Annotated in this window: 14 protein-coding genes; 3 read left to right on the top strand and 11 right to left on the bottom strand. The window is 63.9% G+C overall.

Annotated features, from left to right (window positions below; genetic code table 11):
* Window positions 1–2 precede the first annotated feature (2 nt).
* The 7 genes from ACPWR9_RS11065 to ACPWR9_RS11035 form a co-directional block, all read right to left on the bottom strand.
* Window positions 3–779 (bottom strand): enoyl-CoA hydratase family protein, encoded by a 777-nt coding sequence (locus ACPWR9_RS11065; protein ID WP_426296904.1) that lies wholly within the window; start codon window positions 777–779, stop codon window positions 3–5.
* Window positions 776–1,864 carry an NAD(P)H-dependent flavin oxidoreductase gene (locus ACPWR9_RS11060; protein ID WP_426296905.1) on the bottom strand — a complete coding sequence of 363 codons (1,089 nt, stop codon included), beginning with the start codon at window positions 1,862–1,864 and terminating at the stop codon, window positions 776–778. The genes ACPWR9_RS11065 and ACPWR9_RS11060 overlap by 4 nt, the downstream gene beginning before the upstream one ends.
* Window positions 1,861–2,766 (bottom strand): enoyl-CoA hydratase, encoded by a 906-nt coding sequence (locus tag ACPWR9_RS11055; protein WP_426296906.1) that lies wholly within the window; start codon window positions 2,764–2,766, stop codon window positions 1,861–1,863. Before ACPWR9_RS11055 ends, ACPWR9_RS11060 begins: the two co-directional genes overlap by 4 nt.
* A 280-nt stretch (window positions 2,767–3,046) precedes the next feature.
* Window positions 3,047–4,693: a FadD3 family acyl-CoA ligase gene (locus tag ACPWR9_RS11050; protein WP_426296907.1), complete on the bottom strand. Its 1,647-nt coding sequence runs from the start codon at window positions 4,691–4,693 to the stop codon at window positions 3,047–3,049.
* A gap of 22 nt (window positions 4,694–4,715) precedes the next feature.
* Window positions 4,716–5,315: a transferase hexapeptide repeat family protein gene (locus tag ACPWR9_RS11045; RefSeq protein ID WP_426296908.1), complete on the bottom strand. Its 600-nt coding sequence runs from the start codon at window positions 5,313–5,315 to the stop codon at window positions 4,716–4,718.
* 36 nt (window positions 5,316–5,351) lie between these two features.
* Window positions 5,352–6,164: a CoA-transferase subunit beta gene (locus ACPWR9_RS11040; RefSeq protein WP_426296909.1), complete on the bottom strand. Its 813-nt coding sequence runs from the start codon at window positions 6,162–6,164 to the stop codon at window positions 5,352–5,354.
* Between the two features lie 19 nt (window positions 6,165–6,183).
* Complete coding sequence (locus tag ACPWR9_RS11035; RefSeq protein WP_426296910.1) at window positions 6,184–7,071, bottom strand: CoA transferase subunit A; 888 nt, start codon at window positions 7,069–7,071, stop codon at window positions 6,184–6,186.
* Window positions 7,072–7,338: 267 nt separating this feature from the next.
* On the opposite strand from ACPWR9_RS11035, the gene ACPWR9_RS11030 reads away from it, so the two are divergent.
* From ACPWR9_RS11030 to ACPWR9_RS11020, 3 genes are read left to right on the top strand one after another with little or no spacing between them, the layout of a single operon-like run.
* Complete coding sequence (locus ACPWR9_RS11030; RefSeq protein WP_426296911.1) at window positions 7,339–8,967, top strand: enoyl-CoA hydratase-related protein; 1,629 nt, start codon at window positions 7,339–7,341, stop codon at window positions 8,965–8,967.
* Between the two features lie 6 nt (window positions 8,968–8,973).
* Window positions 8,974–9,756: an SDR family NAD(P)-dependent oxidoreductase gene (locus tag ACPWR9_RS11025; RefSeq protein ID WP_426296912.1), complete on the top strand. Its 783-nt coding sequence runs from the start codon at window positions 8,974–8,976 to the stop codon at window positions 9,754–9,756.
* A gap of 60 nt (window positions 9,757–9,816) precedes the next feature.
* On the top strand, window positions 9,817–10,599 hold the full coding sequence (locus tag ACPWR9_RS11020; RefSeq protein WP_426296913.1) for an SDR family oxidoreductase: 783 nt from the start codon (window positions 9,817–9,819) through the stop codon (window positions 10,597–10,599).
* Between the two features lie 76 nt (window positions 10,600–10,675).
* On the opposite strand, the gene ACPWR9_RS11015 is transcribed toward ACPWR9_RS11020, so the two are convergent.
* From ACPWR9_RS11015 to ACPWR9_RS11000, 4 genes are all read right to left on the bottom strand, one after another.
* Entirely contained in the window at window positions 10,676–11,842 is a 1,167-nt protein-coding gene (locus ACPWR9_RS11015; protein ID WP_426296914.1) for a helix-turn-helix transcriptional regulator, read from the bottom strand.
* 167 nt (window positions 11,843–12,009) lie between these two features.
* On the bottom strand, window positions 12,010–12,486 hold the full coding sequence (locus ACPWR9_RS11010) for a MaoC family dehydratase (protein WP_426296915.1): 477 nt from the start codon (window positions 12,484–12,486) through the stop codon (window positions 12,010–12,012).
* 61 nt (window positions 12,487–12,547) lie between these two features.
* A complete protein-coding gene (locus ACPWR9_RS11005; protein WP_426296916.1) occupies window positions 12,548–13,336 on the bottom strand; it encodes an SDR family oxidoreductase in 789 nt (262 codons plus the stop codon).
* Window positions 13,337–13,362: 26 nt separating this feature from the next.
* Window positions 13,363–14,553 carry an acyl-CoA dehydrogenase family protein gene (locus ACPWR9_RS11000; protein WP_426296917.1) on the bottom strand — a complete coding sequence of 397 codons (1,191 nt, stop codon included), beginning with the start codon at window positions 14,551–14,553 and terminating at the stop codon, window positions 13,363–13,365.
* Window positions 14,554–14,559 lie beyond the last annotated feature (6 nt).

Genomic DNA, 14,559 nt, shown 5'->3' with positions numbered 1-14,559 from the left:
GCTCAAAACGCCGCGCTGCGCTTCTCGACGAACGCCTGACGCGTCTCCGACGAGTCGGGGCTCATGTAGGCCTCGAGCGTGAACCCCTGCTCCCAGCGGTACTTGTCTTCAAGGTTGCCGTCTTCGATACCGTTGAGCGATTCCTTGGCCAACCGGATCATCGCGGGGCTCTTCTCGGCAATGACGCGCGCCATTTCCATGGCCGTCTCACGCAGCGCCTCGCGCGGCACCACGCGCTCGACTGCGCCCAGCCGCCACGCTTCCTGCGCGTCGATGGGAAGGCCGGTGAAGTACATGTGACGTACCTTCTGCACCGGAAACAGTCGCTGCAAATGCGCGCCGCCGCCCATCGCGCCACGGTCGACTTCGGGCACGCCGAACGTTGCACACGTCGAGGCCACCACGATGTCTGCCGCCCCGGCCATACCAATACCGCCTCCCAGCACGAAGCCGTGAACGGCCGCAATCACCGGCACCGGGTTACGGTGAATCGCGCGGAACGTCGCATAGTTGCCCGCATTGACCTTGACGATGCGCTCGGGGTGCGCCGCGAGCTCCTTGATGTCCACGCCTGCGCAGAACCCACGTCCTTCCGAGCGAATCACGATCACGCGAACGTCGTCGCGCGTACCGAGCGTGTCGATGGTGCTGGCGAGTGCGAGCCATGCGTCGCTGTCGAGCGCGTTCACCGGCGGCTGTTGGATCACGACTTCGGCGATACCTTGCTCGATCGCTACATTGAAAGCCGGGTGATGTCCGGCGTTGCTTGCCTGATTCATGCGGGGACTCCCGTCTCGGTAAATTGGCGTACACCGTTCAGGCGCTCGACGGCGGCCGTGACGATGTGCTGGATGATGGTTTCGCAGCTGTCGAGCTGCGCGATGGCGGCGGCGGCTTGGCCGCTGGGCAAGACGCCCTCGTCGGGGTGGCCCTCGACCATCGAGCGTTGAATGAGCATGGGTGCGTTGGCAGCCATGAGTGTCTGCGCAACCGCTGCGCCGTCCTCGCGCAACGCCCGGGAGGCGACGCTTAGCATTTGGCCGGTGCTCATGCCGGTGTGCTGCTGCCAGCGGCGTGCACTTTGCAGCGAGAGCCACACCCGGCGCAACGGGCTGGCTTGCTCCAGCCGCGAGAGAAAGTCGTTGTCGATCATGCGCTGCGGCAATCCGTCCATGACGCTGGACACACGGATATGCGACGGATCGCGCACAGCAACATAGCGCTCGAGCGTCTGCGGCGGCACCGGCGACTCCTTCGACATGAGAAACCGCGTGCCCATCGCGATCCCGACAGCCCCGGCTGCGAGCGCCATTGCCAAACCGCGACCATCGAAGAAACCGCCAGCTGCTACGACCGGCACGTTCACCGCATCGAGGACTTGCGGCAACAAGATACTTGTCGGGACGCTGCCGGTATGGCCGCCCCCTTCGCTGCCTTGAATCGTGACGATGTCCGCGCCAAGCTCCACGGCCTTCACTGCGTGTTTGACGGCACCGACCGTCGGCATGCAGAGCACGCCAGCGTCCTTAAAGCGTCGAATCACCGCTTTGTCCGGCCCACGCCCGTAGCTGACCGCACGCAAGCCGTGGGCAATCGCGAGGTCGATGACTTGCGCCGCGTTGGGCTGGAACATATGGAAGTTGATGCCGAACGGGCGCGCCGTCATCGACTTCACCTTAAGAATCTCGTCCTCCAACTGCGACGGCTCGATGGTCGCGCCCGCGAGAAACGCAAAACCACCGGCGTTGCAAGTCGCCGCGACCAGCCGCGCGTCGGCGACCCAGCCCATTGCCGTTTGCACAATCGGATAGCGGCAGCCCAGCAGGTCGCAAAGCGGCGTATGAAGTGCGCTGGGCTGGCTCATGCGCGCCCCTCGGCTTCGGTGGCCTGTGCCTGCGACGCATCGGCTGCGCCCTCGCCCCCGCGTTGCGACGCTGCCATCGACCGGGCGTCAAAACCGCCAAGCCGGTTGCCCGTGATGAGTTCGTTGTGCGCGTGGGCAAAGTGGTGCCAGGCGAAGGCGGCATCCATAGCGCTGCGTTTGCCTTGCAGGTCTTCCACGTGGTTGATGGCTTGCTTGGTCAGCACGAGACCCATGCGCGGCATCTTGGCGATGCGTTTGGCCATCTCAAAAGTCGCGTCTTCAAGATCGGCGCGAGGCACCACGCGGTTGAGCATGCCCATCTCGTAAGCCCGCTGCGCGTTCATCCGCTCGCCGAGGAACAGAAACTCCTTCGCGATGCGAGGGTTCAATTCGTACGCGTGAGCGAAGTATTCGACACCTGGAATGCCCATGCGCACGACCGGGTCGGCGAAGAACGCATCGTCGGCGGCAACGATCAGGTCGCACACCCACGCGAGCATCAGGCCGCCCGCGATACAGGCGCCATGAACCATCGCGATGGTCGGCTTGGGGATTTCGCGCCAGCGGCGGCACATGCCCAGATAGACCTCTTGCTCGCGGGCATACAGAAACTCGCCGCCCGGCTTGTTGACGTGGTCGTACCACAGCGACGTGCGCGCAAAGCTCTTGTCGACGTCGCGCCCCGGCGTGCCGATATCGTGCCCGGCAGAGAAATGCTTACCGGCCCCGCGCAAAACGATGACCTGCACCGAATCGTCGTCCGCCGCACGACGAAACGCGGCATCGAGCGCATACGTCATCTGCGAGTTCTGTGCGTTGTGGTACTCGGGTCGGTTCATCGTCACGGTGGCCACGCCATGCGCGGCCTCGTACAACACCACCTCCTGGTCTTGCGTTTCCATGTCGTTTCTTGTGTCCGGTTGCGTAGAAGATCGGCTGGACGTGTCCAACCCGTGATGCCATTTTCATGACCGGCACAAGCCCGCACATCGTCCAATGGGACTAAACGTGGACGGTGATTCACGCTTTTTGTGGGGGAGTTGTTACGCGCTGGGGGCTGCGCGACAGCCGGTGGCGTAGATGGGCCGGATCGGTGGGATCGGCGGCGGTAATGCCGGGATAGCGCGAGGGGTGCCGGGGCAGCGGTGCAGACAGCCGTTGCCCCGGGAAGGTGTTGCCTGTTTAAGTCGCGACGCGCCGTGACTCGACCGGCCGCGCCGTAGCGTTGTCCGGCAATGCGACGCAGGCCGGATCGACGGCGGCGAGCGCCAGTTTTCGAAGGTCGCGCTTGAGTACCTTGCCCGACGCGTTGGTCGGATAGCTCGTCACGAAGTCGATATAGCGCGGCACCTTGTAGTTCGCCATATTGGCGCGGCACCACGCCTGCAACGTCTCGCCGTCGAGGCATTCGCCGTGGCGCAGGATGATGTAGGCCCGCCCCACTTCGCCCATGCGCTCATCGGGCACGCCGACCACGGCCGCCTGCGCCACCGCCGGGTGTTCGCAAATGTACTTCTCGATCTCGGCCGGATAGCAGTTGAAGCCGCCGACGATAAAGAGGTCCTTGATCCGGTCGGTCAGCTTCAGATATCCGCGCGCATCCAGGAAGCCGACGTCGCCGGTGTGCAGCCAACCCTCGTCGTCGATGGCTTCGCGCGTCGCGGCGTCATCGTCGTAATAGCCCTGCATGACGTTGTAGCCACGAATAAGCACTTCGCCCGGCTCACCGGCAGGCAGCATTTGCCCTGCCGCGTCGACGATCCGGATCTCGACGTCCTTCACGGCTCGGCCGGACGTGGTCGCCACCGTCTGCGCGTCATCGCCTGGCGAGCTGAGCGTCGCCGTCCCGCAGCACTCGGTCAGACCGTAACCCGTTAGCACGATGTCGAAGCCCAGCGCCTCGCGCATACGGGCGATCAGCGACGGCGCGATGGTCGACGCGCCGGTAATGGTGGCCCGCAGGCTGGACAGATCCGTTTTCTCCAGTCGCGGCGATGCCAGCAAGCTGTAGAACACCGTCGGCGGCCCGGGCAGCACGCTGATGCGCTCGCGCTCGATGCGTTCAAGCACACAGTCGGCCTCGAAGATCTGCTGCGGGAACATCGTCAAGCCGATATAGACCGAGACCAGCCAGCCAACCTTGTAGCCGAATGCATGGAAGAACGGGTTGACCATCAGGTAGCGGTCGCCCTCGTGCAGTCCCATCTCGACTGCCCAGTCGTGAATCGAGCGCAGATTCTGACCATGCGTGGTCATCACGCCCTTCGGGTTGCCTGTCGTGCCCGACGTGAACATGATGTCCGAGAGCATCGTGGGCGTGACGGCTTCGCTGCGTTGGCGCGCGGCAGCTTCAGGAACGGCGTCGCCGCTGGTCAGGAACGCCTCCCATGACGACGCGGCATCCCGCGCAGCAAAACCGTCGAGCACCACGATCTTCCGAAGCGATTCTGGGGCGTGACCATCGAGCAGGTCGGGATAGTACGTGCCAAGAAAATCGCCCGCCACGAAGATCAGCGACGCACGGCTCTTGCCGAGCATGTAGCCGATCTCTGCGCCTTTCATGCGCGTGTTGGCAGGCACCAGTGCTGCACCGGCCAGATGAATACCGAGTGCGGCGATGATCCACGCGGCGCTGTTGGGCGCCCAGAGCGCCACACGATCGCCGGCCTCGATGCCCTGCGCCATGAGCGCACGGGTGACACGCAGCGCCCGGCGTTCGAGTTCGGCGTACGTGAGCGACATGCCGTCTTCGACGATGGCGATGTTCTCGGGACAACGCGCGACAGTCTGCGCCAGAACGCTGGGAATGGTGGGAATAACAGGCAGCATGGTCGTTATCGGGTGATAGGGATTAACGTTTGCGGTCTTCGGGCGCGCGGTCTTCGACTTGCAGACGGCCCGTTTGGGCGGACGGGTCGGTCAATGCATCGACTTCGCGCATGGTTTGCAGGCTGCGCACGGCTAACTGCTGATAGACGCGCGTGCCATCCGACTTCCAATTCACCTCGTCGTCGGAGAGCCGTCGAACGAAGCGCGCGGGCGAGCCGATGACGAGGGTGCGCGGTGCCACCACCATGCCGGTCTTCACGAAAGACCCGGCACCGACCACCGACGACTCGCCAATGTCGGCGTTGTCCATGATGATGGCGCCCATACCGATCATGGCGTTTCGGCCGATGCGGCAACCGTGCAGGATGGCGCCGTGGCCCACGTGACCGTCCTCCTCGACGACGGTTTCTTTGCCCGGATAGCCGTGCAGAATGCAACCGTCCTGAATGTTCGCTCCTGCGCAGATCCGAATGCGGCCGAAGTCGCCGCGCAGGCTGGCGCCGGGGCCGACATAGCAACGCGGGCCGACAATCACGCCACCGATCAGCGTGGCATGCGGATGGACAAAGGCGGCAGGATCCACCACGGGCACCACGCCGTCGATCTCAAAGACTCTCACCATGATCCGGGTGTCTCCTGTCGTTTTATTAATGTCGGATCAGCTTACCCGAACGCCCGGCGGATTGTCCTTGAGGACCTTGGCGCGCAAGTTATGCGGATCGAGGCGGCGAATGATCTCGAGTTGCGCTGCCGTCGGTGCGGCTGTCACGCCAAGATGATCGGCGCGTACCAGCGGGAACCCGGTCGCCTCCTGCACCATGTCGAACGACACGCCCGGGTGCAACGAAATCACGCGAATCGCATGATCGGGGCCATTGAAATCCATGACGCACAGATCCGTCACGATGAGTCGCAGCGACATCAGGTCACGCCGCACGCCATCGGGCCACCGCGCCGGGTTGAAGCCCACGCTCGCCACCATATCGACTTCGCCGGGCACAAATACGCGCTTGCTGTGCGCGGGCACGAACATCGAGTTGGCGTGATTCAGGCTGTTGCCCGGGAAACCACGGGCCCCGAGCATCTGCACCTTCGGACGTGCGAAGTCGCCGAGGCAGGAAATATTGCCCTGCCCCCAACGGTCGATCTGCGTGGGGCCGACCATCGCGTGACGCTTACCGCTCCACACGCAATCGAACACGCGCGAGTACGGCATCCAGCCCGAGGCGCGCGGGGTGTTTTCGTCACGCGGTCCGAGCGGCACCGGTGTTTCCACCAGACACGCCTCACCGTCCGTGAGCAGCACATCCGGGGCGTGCGTGAGCTTCGCGAGGCCCGCCGCCAATCGCGGAATGGTGCCAATGCCCGACGCGAGAATCTCGCCATCGCCGCGCCACGCTTCGGCAGCGGCCACGATTAGCAATTCGGCCAGCGTGAATGCCGGGGTCGTCGTTTGGTTATCGTTGGTCATTTTCTGTACGCTCCTGCCGTCAAATCGCAGCCTGCGGCAACGCTTGGATTGCCTCCAGCCCGCCGACGCGTTGTTGGTAATCCGCTTCGCTGCCTTGCAGGAAGTTCGCGGTGTAGGCCTCCCAACCACCGGTCTCGGTCGCACTGGCGCAGTACGCCTTCAAGTGCGCCATGTCCCAGCCGTACTGGGGCGCGCAGAACGTCGGATGCGCGCCACCGGGGGCGTGCACTACGCCCGTCACCCAGAAGCGCTCGAAGCCGTTGGCGCGCGGATCGCCGGTGCGTGCCGGGTCGGCCAGATCGATGCGTGCCTCGATCTCCTCGCAGCTGACGAAGCAACGTTCGGCGGCGCGCGCGAAGCAGTCGTCGAAGAACGGATCGGGCGAGTGAATCTGCGTGTTGCCGAGCCGGTCGGCCACGTTCACGTGAAGCAATGCCACGTCGAGCGCAATGGCGGGCATGGCGAGCAACAGCTCGTTGTCGGGGTATGGCGAGCGAATCGTCTTGATGTGCGGGTTATGGGTCACGATGTCCGTGCCCAGACCGACGCGCGTCGGCAGGAACGGCAGGCGCATACCGGCGGCGCGCAGGCCCCACTGCAACATGCCCTCGTCAAGTTCGGAAACTTCCACGGCACCGGCCTCGCGGGCTTTGCGGAAGTACGGCTCGAGCGGAATCGCGTCGAGCGACACGAAGCCGTACACCAGCCGTTTGACCTTGCCCGCGGCGCACAACATGCCGACCTCCGGGCCGCCATACGTCACGACCGTGAGGTCGCGCACGTCCGAGCGCAGCAGCTCGCGCACCAGCGCCATCGGTTTGCGCCGCGGCCCCCAGCCGCCAACGCCCACCGTCATGCCGCTCTGAATGTGCGCCACTGCCTGCGCCGCCGTCATCAATTTGTCCATGTCCTCACTCCACAGAATGTCGCGATACCCGGGGCCAATGCCATGCAACCGGGCTCGTCGATCGGTCGGGCCATTCTGGTGGCGACGAATTGCCGGAGCATCGTCCATTGGGACTAGTGCCTCGGTACACGACGGCAGTGCGCCCACGGATCGGGTAGTCCAAACGTAGGATGCAGGCGCGGGACGCCCGCGCTACCTTGGCTCCGGCATCGACCCACATGACAACGCCTCGCGCCGCGTGGCGGGCATTCACCGAAACGAAGGGACATGAGCGACCGCTATCCGGAACAGGCACTGACACAAGCCTCTGCGCAGACACCGGCCAACACACCGGTCACCACGCGCAAGCACGGGCGTATCGCCGTCTTTCAGGTCGACCATCCGCCGGTGAACGCGTTTTCACACGGTGTGCGCGCCGGGTTGTTGGCGGCTTTTCAATCGGCGCTTGCCGACGACTCCGTCGACGCGATGGTGATTGCGTGCGCCGGCCGGACCTTCATTGCAGGGGCCGATATCCGCGAATTCGGCCAGCCGATGCTTCCGCCGTTGGCGGGCGATGTGATTGATGCCATCGCGAAGAGCACGAAACCCGTGGTGGCAGCACTGCACGGCACCACGCTCGGCGGCGGGTTTGAACTGTCGATGGCGTGCCAGTTTCGCGTGGCGGCGTCGGCAACGCGCGTCGGCCTTCCCGAGGTCAAGCTCGGCATTCTCCCCGGCTCGGGCGGCACGCAACGCTTGCCGCGGCTGATAGGCGTGCCGGCGGCACTTCGCATGATCGTCACTGGCGAACCTATCGACGCGAACCGCGCGTTCGAGCTTGGCGCCGTGGACGCGGTCGTTGAGGGGAATGTGATTGAAGCGGCGGTGCGATTCGCCGAGCAGGTCCTCGCGCGAGGGACGCCGCCGAGGCTGCAAGGAGATGCGCCTGTGGCATGCACCGACCCCGAGGTCTTTGAAAAGGCAGCGGCCGATGTTCGACGCGAACAGCCCGGCGTCGAAGCGCCACTCGCCTGTATTCGCGCCGTACGCTTTGCCTGCGAAATGCCACTCGCCGATGGGTTGCGCGAGGAGTATGCGCTGTGTATGACCCTGATGGACTCGGCGCAGTCGCGCGCCTTGCGCTACCTCTTTGCTGCCGAGCGGCAGGCGATGAAAGTCGACGGTCTGCCCAGCGACCCGGCAACGTGGCCCGTTCGCCGGATCGATCGCGTTGGTGTCGTGGGCGCGGGAACGACGGGCACCAGCGTCGCCGCCGCCCTTATCCAAGCCGGTGTGCCGATTGTTCTGCTTGGGCGCGATGACTCTGTCGCTGCCCTGCACGATTGCGATCTGGTGATCGAGGCGATCGACGAGACGCTTGACGGTACTCAGGCGCTGTTTCGCCGCCTAGATGGGATATGCAAACCCGGCGCCATGCTGGTGAGCACCACGTCAACACTGAATATCGACCGCCTGGCGGATGCTGTGACTCGACCGGACAGCGTCGCTGGCCTGCCCTTCTTCGCCACCGCACAAGAAGGACGGCTCGTGGAAGTCGTTCGCACATCCCGCACGGACAAGGCCGTCGTCGCCACCCTCATGCAATTTGCCAAGCGGCTGGGCAAAGCGCCCATCGTCAGTGTTGCGGGCAATGGTTCCATCGCCACGCGTCTGCGAGCGGCATCCCTGAGCGCCGAACATTCAGCGCGCACCCGCGGCAACGATCACACGATTAGCAACGACGAGACTCAGTCACGTTACCTGCTCGCCATCGTCAACGAGGGTGCGCGCCTGCTCGACGAAGGGATCGCCGCACGCCCCTCCGATATCGATGTCGCTGCGGTCTACGGCCTCGGGTTTCCGGCTCACGTCGGTGGCCCGATGTATCACGCCGAGACCCTTAAACAAGGATGAGATGCTATGAACGAATCGCAAGGAACGCTATTCCCCTCGGGGACTGCCCTCGTCATCGGTGGCAGCGGTGGTATCGGAAGCACGATTTGCCGCGAGCTCGCGCGCGCAGGCAGCGATGTGGCATTGACCTATCATCGCAATGAATCGCGCGCAGCTGTTGTGGCACAAGACATTCGAGACATGGGGCGCAGTGCGAGCATTCATGCCATGTCGACACACGACGATGCGCAGGTACGATCGGTCATCGAAACCGTCACCGCGCAGGCCGGACGCATTCACACCCTTGTTTTCGCTGCTGCCGCCGTCACCGAGCAGGTGTACCTGTCGCAGATCGACCGAGCGCAATGGCAGCGTGCGCTGGACGAAGAGGTCACGGGCTTTTATAACGTCGTACAGGCCTCGCTGCCGCTGATGAAGGCGGCGGGCGGTGGCAGCTACGTGCATCTTGGGTCGGCTGGCGACGTGCGTTGGGCGAATCGCGACGCGCTGTCGATTGTGCCTAAAGCGGCCATCGAGGCGATGGTGCGCGGCGTAGCGCGGGAAGAAGGCCGCTACGGCATTCGCGCCAACAGCGTGCTGGTTGGCGTCATCGAGGCGGGCATGTTTCTGGAATTGCGACGTCAGGGGGTGTTCGACGACGCTTGGATCGAGGCGACCTACCGGAATCAGGCACTCAAGCGACTGGGCCGTCCGGAAGAGATCGCCCACGCGGTCGTCTTTCTCGCCTCGTCGAAAGCCGAATTCGTGACGGGGCAGCAGATCGCCGTCGCCGGCGGGTACGGCCTGTAAGCGTCGGCTCGTACCGCAACAGCAACCATCAACATTCACTATTGTTCGGAGCTACACAGCATGAGTTCGAATCAGTCATTTGCCGGCAAGGTCGTGCTTGTGACCGGGGGCGCCAAAGGCGTCGGTCGCGGCATTGCCGAGTGTTATCTCGCCGCCGGGGCCACCGTACTGGTTTGCGGCCGCAATCTCCCCGAGACGCCGCTCCCCGAAGCCGGTGGCCGCCGCGCCGTCTTTCATGCGTGCGATGTGCGTGACGCAGAGGCCGTGCTGGCCCTGTTCGCGCAGATCGTGCAAGACCATGGACGACTCGATGTGCTCGTGAACAACGCGGGCGGCACGCCGTTTGTGAAAGCCGCGCAGGCGTCGCCGAAGTTTCACGAGTCGATCATTCGTCTGAATCTGCTGGCGCCCTTGCAGATGGCGCAGCAGGCCAACGAGATCATGCAGAAGCAGCCAGATGGCGGTGTCATCGTTTTTATCGGCAGCATCGGCGCCAGCCGTCCGCAGCCGGGTACTGCCGCTTATGGGGCAGCCAAAGCAGGCATTCTCAGCCTCACGCAGTCACTCGCCGTCGAATGGGCACCGCACGTGCGCGTGGTGTCGGTCAGCCCGGGATACGTCAACACCGAGCAGTCGATTCAGCATTACGGCGACGAAGCAGGCATCGCAGCCGTGGCCAAGACGATTGCCTTGCAGCGAATGGCCACGCCGGCGGACATCGGCAATGCGTGCGTCTTCGTGAGTTCGCCTCAAGCGTCCTATATCAGCGGCACCGATCTGCTAGTGCATGGCGGCGGCGAGCGCCCGGCGTTTCTCGATGCCGCGAACGTCAACAAGGATTGAGCTGCGGCGCAACCCAACACGCCAACGAAGAAAGCCCATCGAACTTCGATGGGCTTTTTTAATGTTTCGAATGGGATTACCCCAGTTGCGCGACGCTGCTCAGTACCAGCCGAATCAGCGTGGTCTGCCGGGTGACACCTGTTTTAGAGAAGATAGAGCGAAGATGCGCACGCGCGGTGTTTTTGCGCACATCCAGCTCGTCGGCGGCCTCTTCGAGATTCAGCCCGTTTGCCAGCAGAATCGACAGCGCGGCTTCGGCGGGCGTGAGATCGAAAAGCTGTTGCAGGATATCTTGCGACGCCTGCGTCTTGCGCTCGGGGTCACGAAGGAAGATCACCACCGCAGGTCGGCGCTTGCCTTCCGACCACTCGCTGAGCGCCACCGTGCGTAGCACCATGCCCAGCTTCGCTTTGCCCGACGGGCGGGTGATCGAGATCGCTTCCGCCATGACCGGCCCAGCTTCCGACGGCACCGCGAGTGTCTTGCGCAACAGCTTCTGGAATTCCCGCTCTTCGTGCGCGTATTCGATCTTGATGGTGCCTTGCGTCAGGCGGATGCCATCGCGTTCCGCGAAGATCTCGTCGGCCACGGTGTTCGTGCTGACGATCGCCCCTGTTTCGTCCAGAATCACCGTGCCCACCGCCATGCGGTCGACCGCTCCGGCATACAGCTTGCGCTCCGACTCCTTCACGTCGAGCAGCGAGTGCATATGCACCGCGAGCTTCAGATGCGGCAGCAGCATCTCGCAGAATGCGCGATCGGCCTTCGTGAACGGTCCCGCCTCGCGGGAACGGCACAGGCGGAAATGGCAATCCACACCATCGAGCGTGCGAAAGTCCGTGCCCAGCATATATTCCACGTCGGCCGGGGCCAGGAACTGTTTGTAGAATTCTCCGCGTTTGTACTCGGCCTCTTCCATCAATTCATCAAGCGACATGACCTGATCGAGCGGGAGTTTGACGAACGGGTCGAGCGCATAGCCGTATTGGCTGTAGGCCACCGCCGCGCGCACCGGCCGGCCGGTTTTTGCCACTAAGATCAGACCGGCACGGTCCACCACTGGCGGGCGAACCATCAAGGTGACCCAATTCGCCGTAAGCAATTGGCCCACGCGCTGGAGGGCGTCGTGCCACGGCACTTCGTCGAGCGCGCCCCGGTACACCAAATGGAGCAACTCGCTCATATCGTTCGGCGATAGTCCCGGCACTTGCCCGGGTATCGTTTCCTGCACTGCTGCCAGCATTCATTTGTCTCCTACCGCACCTTCGTCAAAAACATCGTCGTTCTTGTTTTTTCTGTTGTCGGAACGAGACCAGATCATACCTTGCAGCCCGCTAACCCTCGCCTGTATTGGCGCTCAGGGTTTTCACCACCCGGCACCGCAGGCTCGTGCCGGGGTAGTGCCATTCGTTATTGCCCGCCTGGTGCCGGGTCGAAGTAATACACGTTGACGTTGTCGACGACGCACGCCGGACGCGCCTCACCCTCGATCTCGACGGTCATGCGAAGCGTGGCGCGCACGCCCTCGCCTAGCGCCTCGGCTTTGACCAGTTCGCATTGCGCCCGCAACCGGCTGCCCACGCGTACGGGTGCCGGAAAGCGCAGCCGGTCGGCGCCGTAGTTCACTCCCATGCGCAGGTTCTCGGTCAGCAGAATCTGCGGCAGAAAGAAGTTCGTGAGCGAGAGCGTCAGGTAGCCGTGTGCGACCGTCGTGCCAAACGGCCCGCTCGCTGCCCGCACCGGGTCGACGTGAATCCACTGGTGATCGCCCGTCGCCTCGGCGAACAAATCGATCCGGCGCTGATCCACCGCAACCCACTCGCTCACACCGAGCATCGTGCCAACGGACGCCAGCATCTGTGCTGCACTGCTGATTACGGTTGCCATACCCGCGAAATCTCCTTAAATCGTGCAATTCTCGTGCTCTCGTATTCGAACCCGTGACGCGTCATGCGCGCTGGCTGCTCGCCGAGATCACTTCGCCGACCAGATAGGACGCATAGTCGCTCGCAAGGAACACGACGATGTTCGCCATCTCCCACACCTCCGCTGGGCGGCCAAACGCCTCCTGCGACGACAACTTATCGAGCAAGGCTTCGTCTGCGCTCTTCTTGAGGAAGTCGTGCATGGCAATGCTGGGGGCAATCGCATTAATGCGAACGCCGTACGCCGCGGCTTCAAGCGCGCTGCAACGTGTGAGCGCCATCACCCCGGCCTTTGCCGCGGCGTAGTGCGCCTGTTCCTTTTGAGCACGCCAGCCAAGCACCGACGCGTTGTTCACGATGGCCCCGCGCCCGCGAGGCTGCATGACGCGCAACATCGCGCGCGTCATGCGGAACGTGCCAGTGAGCGACACGTCGATGACTTTCAGCCATTCGGCGTCGCTCATATCGGTGATCGCACGCTGGCCGCCAAGCCCCGCGTTGTTGAACAGCACGTCGGTGCCACCCAACGTCGCCTCGGCCTCGGCCACCAACGCCGTGACTTGATCCTCTTGCGTGACATCGCATACGACGCCATACACGGCGGCAAGCCCGGTTTCTTCACGCAGGCGTGCAACGGCCTCCTCCAAACGGCGCGGATGAATATCCGAAATCATGAGGGCGCGGCAGCCTTCCTCGGCGCAGCGTCGCGCGGTGGCGTAGCCGATACCGCCGCCCGCCGCTGCGGTGACGAGAACGGACTTGTCTTTGAGCAGGCCGTGACCGGCCGGGTATTGCGGAATAGTGTTGATCATGGCGGACATCGCAGGCGATTCCCCGGTTATGCGCGCGCACGCGCTTCGCGGGGCATGCCCAGCGCGCGTTCGGCGATGATGTTGAGTTGAATTTCGTTCGTGCCTGCGAAGATCGTGTCAGACGGGCTGAACAGGAAAATCTGTTGCAGACGCGTGCGCGAGAAGTCGTCGCCGACGATGTCGCCATCGAGTCCGAGCACGTCCATGGCGAGCTTGCCCAGGTCGCGGTGCCAGTTCGACCAGTAGTACTTGGCGATATAACCCTCTCGCGCCAGACTGCCGTCGCCGCCAGCAGATAGCGTGCGCAGCGTGTTGTAGTGCATCACTTTCAAGCCCATCCACGCCTGCGCAATGCGCTCGCGCAGCGCCGGGCGGCGGTCTGCGCCGTTCGCGCGCGCAGCATCGCAGATCAGCTGCAACTGGTGCTCGAAGTGCATCTGCTGGCCGATCCATGACAGCCCACGCTCGAAGCCGAGCAGTCCCATGGCGACCTGCCAGCCTTCCCCCGGCGCGCCGACCACGCAATCGGCCGCCGCGACGGCACCGTCGAAGAACACTTCGTTGAACTCGCTCGTGCCCGTCATCTGCCGGATCGGCCGCACTTCGATACCCGGCTGGTCGAGCGGCATCAACAGGAAGATCAGTCCCTTATGCCCGACCGAGCCCGGTTCGCAGCGGGCAAGCGCGAACACCCATTGCGATTCGTGGGCAAGCGACGTCCAGACCTTCTGGCCATCGACGATCCAATTGCCCGTTGCCTCGTCGCGCCGGGCGCGCGTCTGTACGTTGGCCAGATCGGAGCCCGCCCCCGGCTCCGAATACCCCTGACACCAGTAATCCGTACCCGCGACGATGCCCGGCAGGAAGCGCTCGCGCTGTGCGGGCGTGCCGAATGCGATCAACGTCGGGCCGAGTAGCGTCTCGCCAAGATGGCCCATGCGCCCCGGCCCGCCTGCGCGTGCGTACTCTTCATGGAAGATGATTTGTTGCGCGACCGACAGATCGCGCCCGCCGTAGCTCGTCGGCCAACCGACACACGTCCAGCCGCCATCGGCCAACCGTTGCTCCCACGCTTTACGTAGCGCCGGAAACGCGTCTTCGTCGCCCGGACCGCCGCGATGACGCAGTACCTCGAACTCACCCTGCAAGTTCGCTTGCATCCATTGCGCCACGTCGGCGCGAAACGCGTCGTCCTGCAAATTGCTCTCTCGTTTCATGTCGCT

The sequence above is a fragment of the Pandoraea pneumonica genome, assembly GCF_049918595.1.
GTDB lineage: Bacteria > Pseudomonadota > Gammaproteobacteria > Burkholderiales > Burkholderiaceae > Pandoraea > Pandoraea pneumonica_A.
The sequence above is the reverse complement of the archived record's forward strand: the minus strand, read 5'-3'. Positions and strand labels throughout refer to the sequence as shown.